Genomic DNA, 21,307 nt, shown 5'->3' with positions numbered 1-21,307 from the left:
ATCAGCCTCTTATTTCAGAATGGTGACGTTTTACCCTGCTGTGGGAAGATTTTGTCTAGAAATGACCTGATCGATCAAACCATAATTCTTCGCTTCTTCTGCTGACATAAAAAAGTCGCGTTCTGTATCAGCTTCAAGTTTTTCTAAGGGTTGACCAGTATGTTTGGCCATTAATTGATTTAACTCACCCTTAATATACAGAATTTCTCGCGCTTGAATTTCAATGTCAATGGCTTGTCCTTGAGCGCCACCAAGGGGTTGGTGAATCATAATCCGGGAGTCAGGTAAAGACATCCGCTTTCCTGGAGTTCCAGATGTTAATAAAAAGGCCCCCATGCTCGCGGCTAGTCCAAAGCAGATGGTGACAACATCGGGACGTATTTGTTGAATTGTATCATAAATTGCCATACCTGCGTAGACAGAGCCACCAGGAGAATTTATGTACAGTTGAATATCCTTTTCTGCATCTTCAGAATCGAGGAATAGTAATTGGGCAACAATAGAGTTAGCGACAACATCATCTATGGGTGTTCCCAAGAAAATAATCCGCTCGCGTAGTAGGCGGGAGTAGATATCAAATGCTCTTTCTCCCATACCAGACTGTTCTACCACCATCGGTACGATGTTGCTAGGGCTGCTGAAATTGCTGTTAATGCTGATGGGACTCAAGCTCGTGATTGGGTAATTTCCCGACTGCGATACAAGCATACTAGAATATTTAACAATAAATGGAATTGTGAACTCTTAACCATTATGCCTCATATAGTAGGAGTCAGGGGTAAGAGGCAGGGGAGCAGGGGGCAGGAAGCAAGGGGGAAACCCCCAAGACCGCGCTGGTTAACCTGTCACCTGTCACCTGTCATCTGTCACCTATCCTATTACTCAGGATTACTGGTTTCTGCTTCTGGAACTGCTGAATCTGTTTCTGCTTCTATAGCAGTTAAAGAACCTTCTGGGACTAATTCCACAGAAGAGTGTTCTAGTAACCAATCAACAATCTTTTTGGTTAAAAGTTCTTCTTCGACTACTCCACGCAGTCTATCTTCATCCAAGTCTTGATCAGGATACTCTACCATCAACTCTGTGACTCTAGCTTGAACTTCTGCTGCTGTCACTGCGATGGATTCGCGTTTGCCAATTTCTTGTAAAGAGAGAGAACGTTTGAGACGATCTATCGCTTCAGGCTTTGATCTATCTCGCAATTGGGGAATAATATCTTGGGTAAATAGCTTTTTAACATCTATCCCCTGCTGAGACAACTTCATTGCTGTTTGTGTCAGCATAGCATCAACTTCTTGATCAATGAATGTTGTCGGTAAGTCTATTTCTACATAGTTGAGCAGTTCTTTCAATAAAGCTTCTTGCTGATTCTCTTTGGTTTTATCTGCGGCTTCTTTTTGATACCGTTCTTCCAAGGATGCCCGTAATTGATCTAATGTCTCAAATTCACTGACTTCTTGGGCGAAATCATCATCTAACTCTGGTAGTTCTTTGGTTTTGATTTCTTTAAGTGTGATGGTAAACAGAGCCGCTTTACCAGATAATTCTTCGTTAGCGTAAGGATCTGGGAATTGAGCCGAGACTTCTTTGGTTTCTCCAGGGTTCATACCCACTATACCCAAGACAAAACCAGGGATAAACCTATCTTCTTGTAACTCAACTTGAAAATCAGTTCCTTCTCCACCGGGAATTGGTTTTGGTTCGGTGTCGGGGTCTTCACCTTCTGCTTTAGCAATCACACCTTTAAAATCAATTACAGCTACATCACCAATTGCGGCTGCACGTCCTTCTACAGGGACTAATGTTGCTAATTTTGCTCTTTGTTCTTCGATGATTGTATCTACTTGGGTAGGATCATATTTGATTTCCTCGGCTTTGGCCTCTAACCCAGTGTATTGGTTTAACTTGATTTCTGGGACTGTATCCACCGCAGCAGAAATAGTCAAAGGTTGGCCGGGGTCATAATTATTAATCAAATCATCGAAGGAAGAGCGTAATTGCGGTTGACCAATCGCGGCAATGGCTTCTTGTTTAATTGCTTGCTCAATACCTTCTTGAATTATTTCTTCCAGGGCGGCCGCCTTGACACGAGTAGTTCCGAGGCGTTGGATTAATACTTGCCGGGGTACTTTGCCTTTGCGAAACCCAGGAATGTTGACGGTATTGCTTAAATTTCTAATGACTTGATCGTATTTTTGTTTGGTAATTTCCGGTGTAATTTCTATTTCTAAACCAATTTGACTGGCGGGAAGTCTTTCCTGGGTAACTTTCATGCTTTGTTTCTATTTTTCTGGTATTTTTATTTACGAGTACACACAAGACGCAATTGCCTATCACCACGGGAAGCGATCGCTCACGGCTTCGGCTATCACTATTTTCAGGCGTTTCTATCTTGAATATCTCACGGTGAGGATATGCTGATCAGGCATTATTCAAATCCAAAAATGGATGATTACCTCTAGCAGATATCCAGTTTACGGCCAAAAGCAAGGCACTGAAAACTTTCTCAAAACTTGACACTCTCCTGCCTAAAGGCAAGGAAATTCTTAAGACTTCACAGTCTTAATATCCTGTTTACACAGGTTCTCAGGCTCACCACGTTTGCCCAGTAGGGCGTAGTGATATCTCCTCAAGGTTGTTTCGGGCGTAGACTTTCCCCCAGTCCGGAGGTAGGTTTTTAATCTTGTACTGATTAAACTATCCTAACATCAGAATTAGGACTAAGTAGGTGAGTGTTAATTCAAAATGAGTTCTCTACGACTATTACACAATGACGTAAATAAGCAAATCATTCAAAATCCTTAACAAGCTTGTTCCATCTGCTTTGGGAATTTCTAATCATGATTTTTTAATTCCGCCCTGCGGTACTAGTGGACGTAGCAAGGTATAATCTAGTTCGTGAGGCCGGCGTAAAGAAGTTAGTAGGGAGTTTCTAGTAACATATCCCACTGATTCAAGATAGTCGCCCTAGTTCCGGTAATATAACTTTACAATCCCAGCTGATCAAAAATATCTAAATGTTAATTTTTCTGAGTTTCCTTTTTTTGCAGCTTGTTGTATGATAGAACATTATACGGTAGTATCTTTGATTGTTATTAATAAATTGCTGTAAACTACGATATCATCTATTTTTTAACTGCAATATAAACAAATGCGTCTCAAATTCCTCAATAATCGTCAAAAACTGAGATAAAATTCCAAAAATATTCAAATTTTATTATTTAACATCGGCTGTTGAGATCAACAACAGAGATATTTGTTTTTTTGCTTGTTCCGAAAAGAAAACGTGTTAATAACCTCTTAAAGGAGGAGTTGAGTTTGTCTAAATCCTATCGTGTAGCTATTTTGGGAGCAACGGGTGCTGTAGGCACAGAGTTGCTAGAATTACTAGAAAGCCGAAATTTTCCCCTAGCTGACCTCAAATTGTTGGCATCAGAACGCAGTGCTGGACAAAAACTAAGATTCAAAGGAGAAGATATATCAGTAGAGGCTGTCAGTAATCATTCCTTTGATCATGTAGATTTAGTCTTAGCCAGTGCTGGGGGCAGTATCTCCAAAGCTTGGGCGGGGATAGCTGTAGAAAAAGGAGGAGTGGTAATTGATAATTCCAGCGCCTTCCGCATGAACCCAGATGTACCTTTAGTAGTGCCAGAGGTAAATCCCCAAGCCGCATCTAATCATCAAGGAATTATCGCTAATCCCAACTGTACGACAATTCTGATGTCATTGGCAGTGTGGCCATTACATCAAGTAAAACCAGTCAAAAGGATTATTGCCGCTACCTATCAATCAGCTAGTGGTGCTGGGGCAAAGGCGATGGAGGAAGTCAAAATCCAAAGTGGCGCTATACTACAAGGAAAGCAACCAGTAGCAGAGGTATTACCTTATCCGTTGGCATTTAATTTATTTCCCCATAATTCCCCTTTAACTGCTTGGGGATATTGCGAGGAAGAAATGAAAATGGTGAACGAAACTCGCAAAATATTCGGTAATCAAGAAATCAGAATTACAGCTACTTGTGTACGAGTTCCCGTACTCCGCGCCCATTCTGAGGCAATTAATCTAGAATTTGATACACCTTTTAATCCAGATACAGCTAGAGAAATATTGAGTAAATCACCTGGTGTTAAATTAGTAGAAGATTGGCAAAAAAATTATTTTCCGATGCCAATAGATGCCAGTGGAAAAGATGAAATTTTAGTGGGGAGAATTCGTCAGGATATTTCTCATCCTTGTGGTTTAGAATTGTGGCTATGTGGCGATCAAATCCGTAAAGGTGCAGCATTAAACGCAGTTCAAATTGCGGAGTTATTAGTAAACAAAGATTGGTTTAGTCATTAATTTGAGGTGGGGAAATAACTGATAATTCCAATATGTGGGCGGGTTTTATATATAAATTATCAAATAGTAGCTATATTTATCTGCTAAACACGCCCATACGACTAAAAACTGATAAATGAGGAGAAAAAAGGGTGGGAGATTTTGGTACAATTGTAACGGCTATGATTACGCCGTTTAAAGCAGATGGTAGTATTAACTATGATGTGGTAGCCAAACTAGCAGATCATTTAGTTAACAACGGCACAGATGCTTTAGTGGTGTGTGGAACAACAGGGGAATCCCCGACACTGAGTTGGGATGAAGAATACCAATTATTTGTTGAGGTATTGCAAGCCGTATCGGGTAAAGCTAAAGTAATTGCTGGGTGTGGTTCTAATTACACTAAAGAAGCGATCGCCGCCACTCAAAAAGCAGCTAAAATAGGAGTACATGGTTCTTTACAAGTAGTCCCATATTACAATAAACCGCCGCAATCTGGGTTATATCAGCACTTTCAGGCAATAGCGCAATCCTGTCCTGACTTGCCAATGATACTATATAACATCCCCGGTCGGACTGGCCAAAACCTCAATCCAGAAACAGTAGTACGGTTATCAGAAATTGATAATATTGTAGGAATTAAAGAAGCCAGTGGCAACTTAGATCAAGTTAGTGAAATCCGTCGCTTGACACCAAAAGAATTTCAGATTTACGCTGGGGATGATTCTTTAACCTTACCTATGTTAGCAATAGGCGCTCAAGGTGTGATCAGCGTGGCTTCTCATTTGGTTGGTAATCAACTCCAAGAGATGATTCAAGCATGGCAAGTAGGAAAAACTCAAATTGCTACCGACATTCATCTACAACTGTTTCCATTGTTTAAAGCTTTATTTTTAACTACAAATCCCATTCCTGTCAAAGAAGCACTAAAACTGCAAGGTTGGGAAGTAGGTTCAACTCGGCCACCCCTATGTGAAGCTGATCTGGATGTTTCTCAAAAATTAAAATCAGTCATGGAAAAGCTGAATTTAATCTAAACAGCAATAAGTAAGCGACTTATAAATAATGTGTATGAATTGTTATTTGATTGCAATTGAAACACCTGTGCTACAACTGAACCATATAAAAACCATTCAGTTTTAAGTCCGTTTTACGTAAACACAATTGCATAGGACTGCATAAAAGCTGAATTTAAACAGAAATTTGGTGTTTTCTTTCATACAAGAAACCGAACTATCAACTGATTAACAACCAACAACAATCTCCAGGAGAAAATGTCTAAAACCGAAACTAATCCCACTCTCAAAATTATTCCTTTGGGTGGTCTACACGAAATAGGTAAAAATACTTGCGTTTTCGAGTATGACGACGAAATTATTCTCTTAGATGCAGGATTAGCATTTCCTACAGAGGCCATGCACGGGGTAAATATTGTATTACCAGATACAACCTACCTGCGGGAAAATCGCCATAAGATTAAAGGCATGATCGTCACTCATGGTCATGAAGACCATATTGGGGGCATTGCTTTTCACTTGAAGCAATTTGATATTCCTGTAATTCATGGACCAAGACTAGCAATGGCAATGCTAGAAGGAAAATTAGAAGAAGCAGGAGTGCGCGATCGCACAGAATTAAGAACAGTCATGCCCCGCGACGTGGTGAGAATTGGTCAACATTTCTTTGCCGAATATATCCGCAACACCCACTCCATCGCTGATAGTTTTACTGTTGCTATTCATACACCATTGGGCGTAGTTATCCACACGGGAGACTTTAAAATTGATCATACTCCCGTAGATGGTGAAAAATTCGACTTACAACGTCTAGCAGAACATGGCGAAAAAGGCGTACTCTGCTTATTGAGTGATTCCACCAACGCCGAAGTTCCCGGATTTACCCCTTCCGAACGTTCTGTTTTTCCCAATCTTGATCGAGAATTTTCCTACGCGACTGGACGCTTATTTGTCACTACCTTTGCTTCGAGTGTTCATCGCATCAACATGATTTTGCAACTAGCAAGAAAACATAATCGTGTGGTGACAGTTGTAGGGCGTTCAATGCTGAATTTAATCGCCCACGCTCGGAATTTAGGTTATATCAAATGTGAAGATAGCCTGTTCCAACCGTTGCATACTGTCCGGGGAATGCCAGATGATAGAGTGTTAATTTTAACTACTGGCTCTCAGGGTGAAAGAATGGCAGCAATGACCAGAATTGCTAACAAAGAACACCCCCATATCAAAATTCGCCAAGGAGATACAGTTGTATTCTCTGCTAACCCCATTCCCGGTAACACAATTGCAGTGGTGAACACCATTGATAAATTGATGATTCAAGGGGCAAAAGTAGTCTATGGAAGGGATAAAGGGATTCACGTTTCCGGACATGGCTGTCAGGAAGAACAAAAGCTGATGATTGCTTTAACTCGTCCTAAGTTCTTTGTGCCATTCCACGGTGAACATCGGATGTTAGTCAAGCATTCGCAAACTGCTCAAAGTATGGGCATCCCGGCGGAAAATATGGTGATTATCCAAAATGGCGATGTGATAGAGTTGACAGAAAATTCTATTCGTGCTACTGCAAAAGTACCATCTGGAATTGAATTGGTAGATACTTCTAGTTCTGGCATGGTGAGTTCTCAAGTATTGCAAGAACGCCAACGCATGGCTTCAGAAGGCATGGTGACTATTGCTGCTGCCATTGATTGGAACGGTAAGCTCATGGCTAGACCAGAACTGCATATGCAAGGTGTGGTGACAAGTATCGAGCGATCGCTCTTACAGAAATGGGTACAACAGCGCCTTGAAGAAATTCTCGGTGTCCGGTGGTCAGAATTTTCTCCCCTAGAAGGACAGCCCGCAGATACAGACTGGGGTGGTTTGCAAGAAATGTTAGAACGTGAATTAGCTCGTTCTATGCGGAGAGAGTTGCAATGTCAACCTTCTTTGACTTTGTTAATGCAAATCCCGGAAGAGCCTCCTGTGAAGGTTTCTGATGGCAGAAGACGACGCACTCGTTCTACTGCTGTGGCTTCTTAAGAATTAGCTCACGCAAAGACGCAAAGGCGCAAAGGTGTTTTAGCATCTTTGCGTTTTTTGTTTGAGAGTTAACAAGACAGTTCATTACTCTTTTCTTAGCTAAAGAATAGCTATTGAATGAACCACGAAGGCACGAAGGACACGAAGGAAGAAAAGAAGACGTTGGATGATAGCAGTTTTAATTTCTGAAGGCGATTTCGTAAAGTATTTGCCAGTAAAATTTACTGTGTTTATTACCAATTCGGTCGTGCAAGGTTCTTAAATTTTGTGAACTGCTGATTAAACAACAGCTTTATTGTTCCTGTTGGTCCGTTGCGATGTTTAGCAATAATAACTTCCGCAATACCTCTATCAGGAGTATCAGGACTATAATATTCATCTCGGTAAAGCATCATCACTAAATCAGCATCTTCCTCAATAGAACCTGATTCTTTCAAATCTGACAACATTGGTCGTTTATTAGTTCGAGATTCAACACTACGATTAATTTGAGATAATGCAATCACGGGAACATTGAATTCTTTAGCAAGTGCTTTTAAAGAACGAGTAATTTTTGCCAATTCACGCGCCCGATTTTCATCATTATCCCCTGCTAATAATTGTATATAGTCAATGACAATTAAACCTAATGAATTATCTTGATTGACCATAACTTGGCGAGCTTTAGATCGAATTTCCCTAATACTAAGGTTTGGCGTATCATCAATATAAATTGGTATCTCATGAAGCCTATCTATTGCACGTGAAAGCGGCTCCCATTGTGTCTGACTTATCCGACCTGACCTCAAAAAACCATGTTCTATCCCTACTTCTGCTGATAATAGACGTTCAACAACTTGGTTTTTTGACATCTCTAGACTAAAAATACAGACTGGTAGGTTGTAACCCGCAGCAATATTATGAGCAATACCTAACGCGAATGAAGATTTGCCCATTGATGGACGACCAGCTACAATAATTAGATCAGAAGGCTGAAATCCGCTAGTCATGGCATCCAAATCATAAAATCCACAAGGAATACCGGGTAAACTTAATCCTTGATGTCTTATCTCTATATTTTGAAAAGTTTCGGTTAAAGGATCTGAAATATGAACGATCCCATTAGTAGTCGTTTTATTAACTATTTCCTGAACTGATGCTTGTATACTATCAATTAATTCAATAACTGGTCGCTGTAAAGCTCGATTTAGTCTTGTAATTTTAGCGGGTAATTGCTGAATTTTTCGTCTTAGATATAAATCATTTAGTTCTTGTAAATAAACTTCTGCGTTCTGTGGTTTTGGACAATAACTAACCCAATTATTTAGTAATATTTCCGCTTCTTCCAGTTCTAAAAGTTTAATTTGATCTAGGTATATAGATATAATTACTGTGTCAGTAGCTTTTTCATTCGTAGCTCTTGACAACAAGTAATTAAAAACCTCTTTTCTAAGACTAGAGGTGAAAATATCAGCAAATAAATTATCTGATAAAGATTTAATGAAAGTAGGTGTTTGCTGAAGTAAAGCACCAAGAAATTTTTCTTCCAGTTTTGGGTTAGTAAGTCTCTCAAAATCAGCTAAAGCATCATGATAGAGTTGATGATGCTCCGCACACAACGCAACTAAATCTTCTAAATGCTCTTGTTCGTTACCAAGATTTGAATAAGAATTATGATGAACATCTAAATCATTAGTTTTTCCACAAATTTGACATTTGTAAGTAGCTCGTTGCAAAGCTAGTTTACGAACTTCCTGCCACTGTAGAGAATTAATATATTCGTAGTAGTTTAAGGACATAAGCTAATTAGTTATTTATTCAGTAGTTGCATAATTAAGCACTCGTTCCCATCCCCAACGCCATGCTGTCTCTACTAATAATTTTTTACCATTGGTAAATACAATATACTCTCTAGCTTGATTAGAGGCAATATTAGCAACTAACTGGTTACGTAAATCATAACCCCACATTTTAACAGATCCCTTGTACCATCTTTGTCCTGTAAAAGCTATTGGTGCAAGAATACGCAAAAATTCTAGGTAGGGAATCTGTGAAAATGAGCCAATTAATATATTTTGAGGATTACTGCTTAACGTTGCGACAGAACCAATATTAGTCGCACCAGCTACAGCTACTATATCTGGGATGGTAGTTAAGCCTAGAGATAGAGTTAGACTGAAAGTGAGGGGTGTAAGAATTAGAGTTATGGTGTCATGGAGAAACAAGGGCGAGAGGATACCACAGCCGAAAGTTAGAGCCATCAATCAATCTAAAGGACTAGGGGCAGAGTTCAATAGCAGCATCATTGCTTGGCAGGAAAATCTAGCAAAGGTAAAGTTGGAGCTAATCACCATCAGACTCAACAAAAATACAATGGTGTTGGCATCTATGTTCTAGCCAGTTTCCTGTCAATTTAGAATTCCCAAAGTTATCAACACCACAGCAGCATCAACTCAGTCCAGAAAAAACAAGTTCATTCGTAAACTGGAGTTGTAACCAAGAGCTAAAGCTAGGCAGATTCAACATAATTGACTATAAATGGCAAAATTAGTAGAAATAACTGCCTGGAGTTAGCTATTTGCAAGTATTTTACTTAATCTTGATTATTGATAATCATGACTGTATTAAGTTATGTTACAGTTAAAAAAAATCACGTCTAAAGGCAGATGTCTTCACTAAAATTTTAACTGTGTCAAGTTATCAATAAGATTAAATAAATACAGTATTGCTTTTGGGAAATTACGTTTAAAGTAACGTATCAATACATAGATTAAAAAGAGGCAGCAGTTCATTCCACTTTTGACAAAATTTCCGTCATAATACTGTTTTTCGATTTAGGTTCTTGTCATATTGTATATTCATCCGTAAGGTGAATACCCTCATAAGAAGAGAGGCATTACCATGAAGGTATCTAAAAATACCAGCAAAAAGATTTTCCTAGTAAGTTGGATTTCTCTACATCATGTAGACGCTGGTGAAGCTAATGTTAATCCGTTACACAATGTTGCATCTAAACCTCTTTGGGACTTATTTGGTCCGTTACGAAATTGGGTAGACAACTTTCAAGTAAGCGATCGCCTATTAGCTCATCGGTTGTGTAAATTCATCCCGTCTCAGTGTCCATTTGAGCGTGATGTCCAAGTATTCGGTAAAACCCTGTTTCACATTCCCCCAATGTGTAAACTTAACCCTTTGTACGAAGAAGTAGTAGGTTTACGATTTAGAGCAATGTGCTATTTAGCTGATGCGTGTGGCGAGGACATATCACAATATTGCTAATTGCTGATTTTTGAATTACTAACAACCGACAACTAACTAATTTTTTTGAAGTTGCCATTTTTGGATCGCATCCTGAGCATCTTCATAAGCGATCGTCACTTCTGGAACTAAAGCAGCGGTGGCGATTGCCGTATTAAAATCTCCTTGAGCAGCACGGCTTTTAGCTAGATCTAAGATTTTTTCACTCCACTGATTAATGGATGTTTGAGCATTTTCAAAACCTGGTTGTCCCCGTTGTATTTTTTTAGCAACTTCAATGGCGCGATTATAAGTAGATGCTTGTTCGGGAATAATCAAGGCTGTTGCTGCTTCTAGGAGAGTTTTATTACTAACATACTGCTTGGCTTCGAGTTGCCATTTTTGAATCACACCTTGGGCTTGGGAATATAGCGGCTCTTTTTTGGTAATTAATTGAGCAGTGGCTATGGCGGTTTCGTATTGCTTTTGTTGAGCTTGTGTTTGGGCTAATTCTAAAATTAGCTGACACCAAGCCTGAATATTTTCTTGTGCTTGGGCGGATAGCGGTGAATTTGCAGGAATTTTCTGGGCTTTGGCGATCGCTATCTTCAAATCCTCTGGTTTAGTCGCCACCAGAGACATTTTTTCTAACTCTAATATGGCTTGATTCCGTTTTTTAGTATCGGGATTAAAACTAATTTGGGCGGTGCTAGAGTTTTGGGTAGTGGGAAATGTCGGAGGAAATTGAGGTGGGTTAGTAGTGTTATTGGATATGGTTTTTGAGAAATTTTTAAAGCGGAAACTTTCGTGATTGCGGAGTAAAAATGTAGCAATTAACCCTACTATCACCATAGTTCCGCCACCCCAGATGATAAATTGTTGCCATACAGGTGTCTCCGTCTGACGTGAAGGATAAGTATTGGCTGTTGTCAGAGGGGGGATAAATCTGCCCCCTTGCTTCGATTCTGGAGACGTTGCTAAGGTGTGATTGCTTTCGACAAGTGATTGAGAAACTGATTCATTAATCTGGGTTTCTTGTGAAGCTATATTGTTCAGAGTGGTTTCTACTGAGGCATTTTCTGTCCACCAAGCCTTGTCTGTGGTGGTAATAAATTCACGATTTTCTAGGGGAGGTGCAGTTTGAGTGACAGCAAAATTTTCTTCTGGAAAAATGATTGCTGCTGAGTTTTCATCTAATGTCAACGGAGGTAAAATTACTGGCTGTGGAGAAGGAATAACAGTCACAGGGTTTTGGACTGGCCGCCAGTGGTGTTGACAAAGTTTGGGAGTCAGATAACTCAGATAAGCTGCTAAATCAGGGAAGTGGTATCCTTTCCCAGTATTCAAGGTTTCTAATAATGCGGCTGTGAAAAAACCATGACCTAATTCTGTACTTTCATGGGAAAATTCTTCTGGTTGACAAGAAATAATTGCGCCCATTTGGAGTTCTTTGGCAAGTTCAATGATTTCTTGTCCTACCGGTGCATCGGCTTGAGTCCCAAAAGCGCGGTTAATATCGAAGACAAGTAAGACATTGATGCCAGTAACTTGTAGACTTTGCATCAGCGATCGCACTTCTATACCTGTTTCGGGAACTTGATCAGGATTTCCACCGACTGGCATTAAATAATCTTGTTCTTTGTAGTTAACCCCATAGCCACTAAAGAATAACCATAAGTAGTCTTCTGGTTGCCAAAATGTCGCTGCTAATTCTTCTAGCAACGAGAGAATATTTTCTTTCGTAGGAGAGGAGGAGTTTTCTCCAATAGGGGGCGAAGTATTGGTCATTAGCAAGCAGTTTTCTGGTAAAAACCCGGCTGGGAACACCAAAAAATCTTTGATAGCCTCAGCGTCTGCTTGAGCGCAACTTAGAGGTTGAAATAATTCATATTGATTAATACCAATGGCGATCGCCCAGTAATTTACCATCCCGCTCTTTGTCGGTTGTTGTTTGCCAGAAATTGTTTTTAACAAGGGGCTTTCACCACAAAGCTAACTGATGTCTTATCGTTTAGGGAATTTTCACTTATTTCGCTCATTTGTTGTAGTTTATACAACATAAATAATTGTAAAATACTTGCACTCGATTTCCATGATCGATTATTCAGGAGCTACAAGTTTATGTTCAGGATTTATACACAACAACCATTTTCGGTTATCCCCTTTTCAATTATTGGCCAAATTGGCAAAAAAATCCGGATCATTCAGAGTGGAGTTTGGTTGTTACTAGCAATTCCTTTATGGTTAACGACAGAAGCGATCGCTCCACAAGTTGTCCAAGCTTACACAGCAAGAGTAGATTTGCTGATAGACCGTTTACCGGAGGAAAGCTACGACAACGTTCTCAGGAGGGCAGAAGCAGCCGCTAGGGCAACAACTCAACGTAGCTTTGACCAAGATATTTTGGTGACAGAAGTATCTGTGATTATTTCCGCACAAAATCAAGGAGCGATCGCACCAATTTTATCATTAGAAGTCAGTCGTCCTCAATGGAAAAAACGACCTGATCCCCAACTTTGGTCAAATTATTTCAAAACAGCACGCTTTTTATTGTTATTTGATCAAGAAATGACAACCAATCAACCAGAAGCCGCAACTCCAGCCCCTCAAAACCCCAACCCAGAACAGCCACCTAATAATCCACCCCCTGCTGATCCGCCAGAAAAACAATAATTCGGATAAAGCAAGACAGTGTAAGACTTTCAACTCTGTCACTGTTCAACTGACACTCACTATGAAAGTCTGTCACCTGTTACAATAGTCGTTTTTATAGTGCCTGATGTCAATTCATCGCTTAGAATAGGAAGGTTGTCAAGAATCACGATATACCGCTGTCATGGCTGTTCCTAAGAAGAAAACATCAAAATCTAAAAGAGATAAACGCCGCGCCACCTGGAGACATAAGGCTGTTGTGGAAGCGCGAAAAGCTATCTCCCTCGGTAAATCTATTTTGAGTGGTCGTTCTAATTTCGTTTATCCAACTGCTGAGGAAGAAGAAACCGAAGAATCATAAGTGAAAATTCAGGAGTCAGAATAAATTTATCCCTCTTCTGACTCTGTGACTCCTGGGCGCAAGCCCTGCGCCCCTACAAAGTTTTTACTTAATTAAATACCAAGAATTCGCCGCAAAAGTGATAATTTACCTTTATAGGGTGCGTATCGCCAATTTATATCCAAAGGAAATGAGTTTTGTAAGACACTTTTGTAATGGGAAAAGGTATCAAAACTAGCTTTACCGTGATAGCTACCAATCCCACTATCACCCACACCCCCAAAAGGTAAGGAAGAAACACCAACCTGTAACACTGTGTCATTAATACATACTCCCCCAGATGATGTTTCCTGTAAAATCCGTTTTTGCAGGTTTTTGTTTTGGGAAAATAAATATAAAGCTAGGGGTTTTGGTCTAGAGTTAATTAAGGTAATTGCTTCATTGATATCTGTATATTCAATGATTGGCAAAATTGGACCAAAAATCTCTTCTTGCATTACCGTATCTTCTAAAGAAAAATTTTCTAAAAGTGTAGGTGCAATATAAAGTTCTTCTGCTTTGGTTTCTCCACCAACAATGACTTCACCACATTTGAGTAAATTAACTAATCTATCAAAATGTTTTTGATGAATAATTCTGGCATAATCTGGACTATTAGCCGGATTTTCACCATAGAATTCTTTCAGACATTTTTGTAAAGCTTTGATTAAATCTGGTTTGATTTTGTGATCAACTATAAGATAATCAGGTGCAATACAAGTTTGTCCAGCATTAATAAATTTACCCCAAATAATGCGTTTAGCAGTATGCTCTAGATTAATGTCTGTATCTACAATACACGGACTTTTTCCCCCTAACTCCAACGTTACTGGAGTGAGATGTTTTGCAGCCGCTTCCATGACAATTTTACCAATGGCTGTACCACCAGTAAAAAAGATGTGATCGAACTTTTCCGCTAGCAACTGTTGACTGGTTTCTACTGCACCAGGGACGACTGTAATATAGTCTGGAGGAAAGTATTTATGAATAAGTTCGATGATTAAATTAGAAGTATGAGGTGCAAGTTCTGAAGGTTTAATGATAGTACAATTTCCCGAAGCGATCGCCCCAACTAAAGGTGAAATAATTAACTGAAAGGGATAATTCCAAGGACTAATAATTAATACTATTCCCAAGGGTTCTGGATATATTTTAGCCCCATAAGGAAAAAATTCTAAAGGAACAGCGGCTTTTTTGGGTTTTGTCCAATTATTGATATGTTTGAGGGCATAATCAATTTCTTTGGTAACACCGATTTCTGTAGCGTAACTTTCAAATTCTGGTTTATGTAGATCTGCTTTCAATGCTTCAATAATTGCAGCTTTATTTTCAGTTACTAATTGTTTAAGAATCTTGAGTTGGGAAATCCGAAAAGCCACATCTTTAGTTTTACCAGTTTGGAAAAACTGCCGTTGTTTGGCGATAATTTCAACAATCTTTGGTAATTCAGTAGTAATCATTTCTTTATAGTGTTTCCTAATCTAATGAAGTACAAAAAATCTGCGTTTATCTGCGGTTAATTTTTACTGCTTGTACCTCAGACAGGAATTGTTATCAGAAAAAAGCCATAAAACCCTTTTTCCCCCTGCTCCCTGCCTTACCCCAACGACAATTTTTAACGCCAACCTTATATCTTAAATTAAGCCTAGTTCGCGTTTCAGTAAATTAATTGACTGAGTGCCGATATAGTTCTCACAACGAATTAGTTTAGGTGGACGAATTAGGTCTTCTAAGACTGTTTGTACAGTTGCTTGTGCTGTTGAATGACTAATTTGATCGGTGCAAAATATGATTTCTGAGCGTTTAACGATCGCGTGTAATTTATACGCATCCTTGGGCTGGGCTGTCATCACTAATAATTCATCTCCTCGTAAACCGTGAAGAATCACTTCTGTGGCTCTGAGAATCCCCGAACTGAGACTAACTATTCCTATACAACTTGATTTTGGGAGGCTTTTAACTACAGTCAGTTCTTTCGCATAGTCGTGAATATCTAAAGGAATAACACGAACTGCTTTTGGTGCAGCGATCGCTTCAACTTCACCGATAAAATAGCGACTAGTAACTAATGTCGCTGAGGTTGTTTGGTCTAGTACCCCGATGAGTTTTTCCATTGCTACCAGTTGGACTGGGATTTGCAGAGATTCTTCTAGTTCATCAACCATTAATTCCCCCGCCCCAATATCTTGAGATGGAGTTACAACTAACACTCTGGCACTACAGCGCAAGCGCCAGTCTACCTCTGCTAGAAATAGTTCTCTGGCTTGATTGAGGGAACAGCCTTGGCTAAGTAACTCATCTAGGGCTTGTTGGACTACTTTATAGGCTTGAGGATGTTGTTTGAGAATGGGAGACTGTGAACGGCTTCCACCTTCATGACCTTGAGCGCGGACATAGATTCCTGAACCTGCCAGACTTTCAACAAATCCCTCTTCCTCCAACTGGCGGTAAACTTTGCTAATTGTATTGCGATGTAATCCGGTTTGCATTGCTAAAGCCCTGGTGCTAGGCAATTTATATGCAGGGGAATACTGCCCAGAAGCGATCGCAAATCGGATTTGATTAAACAGTTGGTTAGATGCGGGAATTTCACTATCTGGCTGAATACGGAATTGAATCATTACCAATTCTGCTCCATAAAATTGATGATAAATGGTTATAAACTACTTGTTAAATATATTATTAATGCAATACTGTTCGGTTCAGAGGGTAAAAAAACCTTCACCCAAACCAATTTACAACTTTTAGGTTTTCAACCGACAAGTATTGATTATTAATGGATTAACTTTATTTGAAAAATATTACCAAAGAAGAATAGAGAAGTCAGGAGTCACCGTGTCAGAATAAATAGGAGTCCGACTGGTGGATATAACTATTATTAACTCTTCTTTGTTCCCTGATATTATGACAGAGTCAGCAATAAACACGGCCACAATTCAGATTTCTCAAAATAATTTTCACATAGATGCTTACTTAGCAAAACCAACAGCACCCGGTTCTTATCCCGGAATTGTGGTTTTACAAGAGATTTTTGGGGTTAACGTGCATATTCGGGATGTCACAGAACGAATTGCTAAATTGGGATATGTAGCGATCGCTCCGGCACTTTTTCAACGTCAAGCTCCTGGATTTGAAACTGGTTATACCTCCCAAGATATAGAAATAGGCAGAAAATACGCCTTACAAACCACAGCCTCAGAACTGTTGAGCGATATTCAAGCAGCTATTGACTACCTGAAAACGTTGCCCCAAGTCAAAAAAGATGGCTTTGGTTGTATTGGCTTTTGTTTTGGTGGTCATGTCGCCTATCTAGCTGCTACTTTACCAGATATTCAAGCCACTGCATCCTTTTACGGCGCTGGGATCACAACCCGCACTCCTGGCGGTGGAAAACCCACTATTACCAGGACAGCAGACATTAAAGGCACTATTTACACCTTCTTTGGTCAGGAAGATGCCAGTATTCCCCCAGAACAGGTAGACGAAATTGCCGCCGAATTTGCAAAATATAACATTTCTCATCGTCTGTTTCGCTACGATGGATCTGATCACGGATTTTTCTGTGACCGCCGTGCCAGTTATAATCCTAAAGCTGCGGCCGATGCTTGGGAGCAAGTCCAAAAACTTTTTAGTCAACTGGCCTGAAAATCTCCGCCGTCTTTAGCCAGTAGTGAGTCAAAAACCACTGACTACTGACAAATGACAAATAACAACTTATCTGCAAAAGTCATGAATTCCGAATCTAAACTTTCTCAAACAGCCAACTCGTCTTTTTCAATGGACGATTTTGCCAAAGCCCTGGAAAAACACGATTACCAATTTCAAAAAGGACAAGTTGTCCGAGGAAAGGTATTTCAAGTTGACCATGATGGCGCTTATGTAGATATTGGTGGCAAATCTTCTGCGTTTCTCCCCCAAGAAGAGGCTTCTTTGAGAGCAGTAACTGATTTGTCGGAACTTTTACCGATGAATGAGGAACTAGAGTTTTTGATTATTCGGGATCAAGATGCTGAAGGTCAAGTTACCCTTTCTCGTAAACAATTAGAAGTTCGCAACATCTGGGAAAAACTGTTAGAAATGCAGGAGAATTCCCAAACTGTACAAGTGCGCGTCACTGGTGTGAATAAAGGTGGTGTCACTGTTGATCTTCTGGGTTTACGGGGATTTATTCCGCGATCGCACTTGTCCGAACGTGATAACCTAGATGCACTCAAAGGTCAAACTCTCACGGCTGGCTTTTTAGAAGTTAATAACAATACCAATAAACTCGTTCTTTCCCAACGTTTAGCAACTCGTTCTAGCAGTTTCAGTTTACTAGAACTAGGTCAATTAGTAGAAGGGAAAATTACTGGCATTAAACCTTTTGGTGTATTTGTAGATTTAAATGGTGTCAGCGCCTTACTACACATCAAACAAGTCAGTCAAAAATTCATTGAATCTTTAGAAAAAGTCTTTCAAGTTGGTCAGCCAATTAAAGCTGTAATTATTGATTTAGATGAAGGTAAAGGTAGAGTTGCTATTTCTACCAGAGTTTTGGAAAACCACCCTGGTGAAGTTGTAGAAAATTTCGCAGAAGTGATGAGTTCAGCAGAAGCTCGTGCTAATCGTGCAGCTAATAAAACTGCTGAATAGGTGATTAGTAATAGGTAATGGGTGATTGTAAAATCTTAATTGCTAATCCCTGTTGCCTATATATTCAGATCAGCTAAAATAATCAATATGATGATAGTGAAATTACCATGACTCAAGTAAATGCTACTGAAGTACAAGAACATTTGAGTGATTTTTTGGATAGTCTTACTCAAGGTGAAACATCAATTGTGATTGAACAAGCTGGAAAAGCGATCGCTACTCTAATTAGTTATGAAGAATGGAAACGTTTAAAACAATTAGAAAGTTATTTAATTTCGGAAGACGATACAGAATCTTTTACTCCTGAAGAAGTCATTCAAGCATATAATCAGCTTCATGGTACGGAATTTACTGTAGAGAATATTGTCAATGAGTGAAGGTAAACAATATAAGCTAAATATTAAAAAATCCGTCCGTAAAGAATTGCTAAAACTGCAACCCAAGTTTTTTAAACAGGTAATGTCAAAAATTCTCTCTCTCATAGATAATCCTAAACCTCAAGATTATAAATCATTAAAAGGATTTCCTGATCTCTATCGAGTTGATCAGGGAGAGTTTCGCATTATCTATAAAATTCAAGATGAGGAGATTGAAATTTTTCGAGTTGGTAAGCGAAATGATGATGAGGTTTATGAAAATTTGTAAATAAGATATAGAACTCCTGATTATGGATAATATACCTGAAAATAATTCTAACTCAGAAGCTGGTGGTGGTTTACCTGTAATTCAATATTGGGTAGAAAAAACTTTATCTCCCCAAGGTTTGAAATTATGGCAAACTCTCAATCATAAAAGCACTTGTTTATCCTGTGCTTGGGGTACGGGTGGACAAAAAGGAGGCTTTGTAAATGAAGCGGGGGAATATTTACAACGCTGTGCTAAAAGTGTAGAAGCAATATCAGCAGAATTACAATCAGGAATTAAACAAGATTTTTTTCAACAATATAATATTAGTGAATTACAAAAACTGACTTCTCAAGAATGCGATAATTTAGGTAGATTAAGTTATCCTCTCATTCTCAAATCAGGTTCATCACATTATCAACGGATTAGCTGGGAAGAAGTTTATCAAATCGCTACATCAGCCTTTAATTTAGCACCAGAAAGAATAGCTAGTTACAGTTCTGGACGTTCATCTAATGAAGCTGCTTATTTATTACAATTATTAATGCGATCGCTTGGTAGTAATAATCTAGCAGACTGTTCTGATTTATGTCACGCCCCCTCAACAGTGGGGTTAAAAAAAGTTTTTGGCTCAGGCACATCAATGGTAAGTTTAGAGAGCCTAAAACACAGTGATTGTGTGGTTTTAATTGGTTCTAATGCACCAGCAAACCATCCGCGATTGATGAACGAATTGATCCAATTGCGGTCAAGAGGCGGTAAAGTAATTATTATTAATCCCCAAATAGAAATAGGTTTAGTTAAATTTGCCTCTCCTGCATTTCCCATCAAATCATTACTGACAGGAGGTTCAGATATATCATCTTTATATTTGCAACCAATTCCTGGTAGTGATGTCGCATTATTTGTGGGGTTGCAAAAATCCCTCATTGAACAGAATTTAATAAAAACAGAATACCTAAAATCATATACAAAAGATTGGCAACAAATTATAGATTATGCTAATAATACATCCTGGGAAAATATCACTAACACCTGCGGTTTATCCCCAGAAGAAATCACAGCCACAGCTTATATAATAGGTAAATCAGAAAGAGTAATTTTTGCTTGGGCTATGGGTGTAACCCAACAAGCAAACGGAGTTGATAATATATTTAGTATAGCAAATACAGCCTTAATTACAGGTAACGTCGGAAAAATTGGTGCGGGAACAATGCCCATTCGAGGACATTCCAACGTCCAAGGATTTGGTTCAATGGGTGTGACGGTTCACTTGCGAGCAGAAATCAAACAAGCACTATCCAAACTATTAGGAAAACCCCTCAGTGAAACACCTGGTTATCATACCCGTGATTTAATAGCAGCAGCAGAAATAGGAAAGATAGATACACTCTTTTGTTTAGGGGGAAATTTGTATGCAGCGAACCCAGACTTACAGCAAGCAAAACAAGCATTATCACAAATAGAAACTATATTTTATATATCTACCAAACCGAACTTAGGACATTTTCACGGATTAGGAAAAACGCAAACTTTAATATTACCAGTCTTTAATAGATTTGAAAATCCTCATAAAACCACAACTGAATCAGGAAATAATTTTGTGAGGTTAAATGATGAAGGTAAAAGTCATTTACAACCCCATAATTCTGATTTGATTTCCGAAATAGAATTAATTACAGAAATTGCTCATGGTTTACATGGTGAAAATCCGATAAATTGGCATAAATTACAAGATACAGTTTATGTGAGAGAATTAATTGCTAAAACCATTCCTGGTTATGAAAAAATAGCTGATATTGATCAAACAAAAGAAGAATTTATCATTCCAGGACGGATTTTAGAAGAACCGAAATTTCCCACATCTGATGGTAAAGCGCAGATGTTTGTTACACCTTTACCGCAATTAGATTTACCTAAAAAAGCAGATTTTGGTGTTGAAGAAAATCAGTCAGGGATTGTAGTTATATTGGGAACAGGGCGCAGTTATGGACAACATAATACAGTAGTTTATCGCAGTGAAGATAAATATAGAAATATGCCCCATCGTCATTGTATTTTAATGAATAGTTTGGATATTAAAAAAGCAGGATTTCAGGAACATCAACGAGTTATCGTTAAAGGAAATGTAGGAGAATTAGAGAATATTGAAGTTATTTGTGGTGCAATTCGTGAAGGTGTAGCTTTTATGTTTTATCCTGAAACTAATGTTTTATTTAAAGCAGAAATTGATCCAAAAAGTGGGACACCTGCATATAAAAGAGTTCCGATTTTTATTTATAATAAAACATGATCAATATCTCGTTCCCAGTCTCCAGACTGGGAATGCTATCAGGAGTCTCTGACTCTAGTTTAAAACAAAAGGCAAAGCCTTTTAACATTCGTTCCCATACAGAGTATGGGAACGAGATATGAACGGAAGAATGAGAAAAATTAAAAGTTA

General features: G+C 38.9%; 18 protein-coding genes. 11 read left to right on the top strand and 7 right to left on the bottom strand.

Annotation, left to right across the window (positions count from 1 at the left end):
- Positions 1–30: 30 nt before the first annotated feature.
- Positions 31–708 carry an ATP-dependent Clp endopeptidase proteolytic subunit ClpP gene (clpP, locus tag FJR38_RS06120; RefSeq protein WP_168495561.1) on the bottom strand — a complete coding sequence of 226 codons (678 nt, stop codon included), beginning with the start codon at positions 706–708 and terminating at the stop codon, positions 31–33.
- Positions 709–878: 170 nt separating this feature from the next.
- Positions 879–2,273, bottom strand: a complete 1,395-nt coding sequence (tig, locus tag FJR38_RS06115; protein WP_168535969.1) for a trigger factor — start codon at positions 2,271–2,273, stop codon at positions 879–881.
- A gap of 1,045 nt (positions 2,274–3,318) precedes the next feature.
- Here tig and FJR38_RS06110 point away from each other — a divergent pair.
- The 3 genes from FJR38_RS06110 to FJR38_RS06100 all read left to right on the top strand — a co-directional run bounded on the left by FJR38_RS06110 (position 3,319) and on the right by FJR38_RS06100 (position 7,361).
- A complete protein-coding gene (locus FJR38_RS06110; RefSeq protein ID WP_168495565.1) occupies positions 3,319–4,341 on the top strand; it encodes an aspartate-semialdehyde dehydrogenase in 1,023 nt (340 codons plus the stop codon).
- A 131-nt stretch (positions 4,342–4,472) separates the two neighbouring features.
- Positions 4,473–5,357 carry a 4-hydroxy-tetrahydrodipicolinate synthase gene (gene dapA / locus FJR38_RS06105; protein WP_168495567.1) on the top strand — a complete coding sequence of 295 codons (885 nt, stop codon included), beginning with the start codon at positions 4,473–4,475 and terminating at the stop codon, positions 5,355–5,357.
- Between the two features lie 237 nt (positions 5,358–5,594).
- Positions 5,595–7,361: a ribonuclease J gene (locus FJR38_RS06100; RefSeq protein WP_168495569.1), complete on the top strand. Its 1,767-nt coding sequence runs from the start codon at positions 5,595–5,597 to the stop codon at positions 7,359–7,361.
- 233 nt (positions 7,362–7,594) lie between these two features.
- On the opposite strand, the gene dnaB is transcribed toward FJR38_RS06100, so the two are convergent.
- Both dnaB and FJR38_RS06090 read right to left on the bottom strand, forming a co-directional pair.
- Positions 7,595–9,139 carry a replicative DNA helicase gene (dnaB, locus tag FJR38_RS06095; protein ID WP_168535963.1) on the bottom strand — a complete coding sequence of 515 codons (1,545 nt, stop codon included), beginning with the start codon at positions 9,137–9,139 and terminating at the stop codon, positions 7,595–7,597.
- A gap of 15 nt (positions 9,140–9,154) precedes the next feature.
- Positions 9,155–9,601, bottom strand: coding sequence for an SLC13 family permease (locus FJR38_RS06090; protein ID WP_168535961.1), 447 nt, complete (start codon positions 9,599–9,601; stop codon positions 9,155–9,157).
- A 640-nt stretch (positions 9,602–10,241) separates the two neighbouring features.
- On the opposite strand from FJR38_RS06090, the gene FJR38_RS06085 reads away from it, so the two are divergent.
- Positions 10,242–10,619 carry a Mo-dependent nitrogenase C-terminal domain-containing protein gene (locus FJR38_RS06085; RefSeq protein ID WP_168535959.1) on the top strand — a complete coding sequence of 126 codons (378 nt, stop codon included), beginning with the start codon at positions 10,242–10,244 and terminating at the stop codon, positions 10,617–10,619.
- A 36-nt stretch (positions 10,620–10,655) separates the two neighbouring features.
- Here the strand turns inward: FJR38_RS06085 and FJR38_RS06080 are convergent, their stop codons facing one another.
- Positions 10,656–12,506, bottom strand: a complete 1,851-nt coding sequence (locus FJR38_RS06080; RefSeq protein WP_168536438.1) for a caspase family protein — start codon at positions 12,504–12,506, stop codon at positions 10,656–10,658.
- Between the two features lie 192 nt (positions 12,507–12,698).
- Between FJR38_RS06080 and FJR38_RS06075 the strand changes: the two genes are divergently transcribed.
- A complete protein-coding gene (locus FJR38_RS06075) occupies positions 12,699–13,250 on the top strand; it encodes a hypothetical protein (RefSeq protein ID WP_254449368.1) in 552 nt (183 codons plus the stop codon).
- A gap of 163 nt (positions 13,251–13,413) precedes the next feature.
- Positions 13,414–13,590 (top strand): 50S ribosomal protein L32, encoded by a 177-nt coding sequence (gene rpmF, locus FJR38_RS06070; RefSeq protein ID WP_168495573.1) that lies wholly within the window; start codon positions 13,414–13,416, stop codon positions 13,588–13,590.
- Positions 13,591–13,682: 92 nt separating this feature from the next.
- On the opposite strand, the gene FJR38_RS06065 is transcribed toward rpmF, so the two are convergent.
- Together FJR38_RS06065 and FJR38_RS06060 are read right to left on the bottom strand one after the other, a co-directional pair.
- A complete protein-coding gene (locus tag FJR38_RS06065) occupies positions 13,683–15,068 on the bottom strand; it encodes an aldehyde dehydrogenase (RefSeq protein ID WP_168535957.1) in 1,386 nt (461 codons plus the stop codon).
- A 174-nt stretch (positions 15,069–15,242) separates the two neighbouring features.
- Complete coding sequence (locus FJR38_RS06060; RefSeq protein ID WP_168535955.1) at positions 15,243–16,229, bottom strand: GntR family transcriptional regulator; 987 nt, start codon at positions 16,227–16,229, stop codon at positions 15,243–15,245.
- A gap of 283 nt (positions 16,230–16,512) precedes the next feature.
- Between FJR38_RS06060 and FJR38_RS06055 the strand changes: the two genes are divergently transcribed.
- The 5 genes from FJR38_RS06055 to FJR38_RS06035 all read left to right on the top strand — a co-directional run bounded on the left by FJR38_RS06055 (position 16,513) and on the right by FJR38_RS06035 (position 21,157).
- A complete protein-coding gene (locus FJR38_RS06055) occupies positions 16,513–17,253 on the top strand; it encodes a dienelactone hydrolase family protein (protein ID WP_168536436.1) in 741 nt (246 codons plus the stop codon).
- 84 nt (positions 17,254–17,337) lie between these two features.
- Positions 17,338–18,240 (top strand): S1 RNA-binding domain-containing protein, encoded by a 903-nt coding sequence (locus FJR38_RS06050; protein ID WP_168536434.1) that lies wholly within the window; start codon positions 17,338–17,340, stop codon positions 18,238–18,240.
- A gap of 107 nt (positions 18,241–18,347) precedes the next feature.
- Positions 18,348–18,617, top strand: a complete 270-nt coding sequence (locus FJR38_RS06045) for a type II toxin-antitoxin system Phd/YefM family antitoxin (RefSeq protein ID WP_168535953.1) — start codon at positions 18,348–18,350, stop codon at positions 18,615–18,617.
- Positions 18,610–18,885 (top strand): type II toxin-antitoxin system RelE/ParE family toxin, encoded by a 276-nt coding sequence (locus tag FJR38_RS06040; protein WP_168535951.1) that lies wholly within the window; start codon positions 18,610–18,612, stop codon positions 18,883–18,885. The genes FJR38_RS06045 and FJR38_RS06040 overlap by 8 nt, the downstream gene beginning before the upstream one ends.
- Before the next feature lie 22 nt (positions 18,886–18,907).
- Positions 18,908–21,157: an FdhF/YdeP family oxidoreductase gene (locus FJR38_RS06035; protein ID WP_168535949.1), complete on the top strand. Its 2,250-nt coding sequence runs from the start codon at positions 18,908–18,910 to the stop codon at positions 21,155–21,157.
- Positions 21,158–21,307 lie beyond the last annotated feature (150 nt).

The organism is Anabaena sp. UHCC 0253, from assembly GCF_009712085.1.
In the GTDB taxonomy this organism is placed as follows: domain Bacteria; phylum Cyanobacteriota; class Cyanobacteriia; order Cyanobacteriales; family Nostocaceae; genus Dolichospermum.
This window is presented reverse-complemented; position numbering and strand designations above follow the sequence as displayed.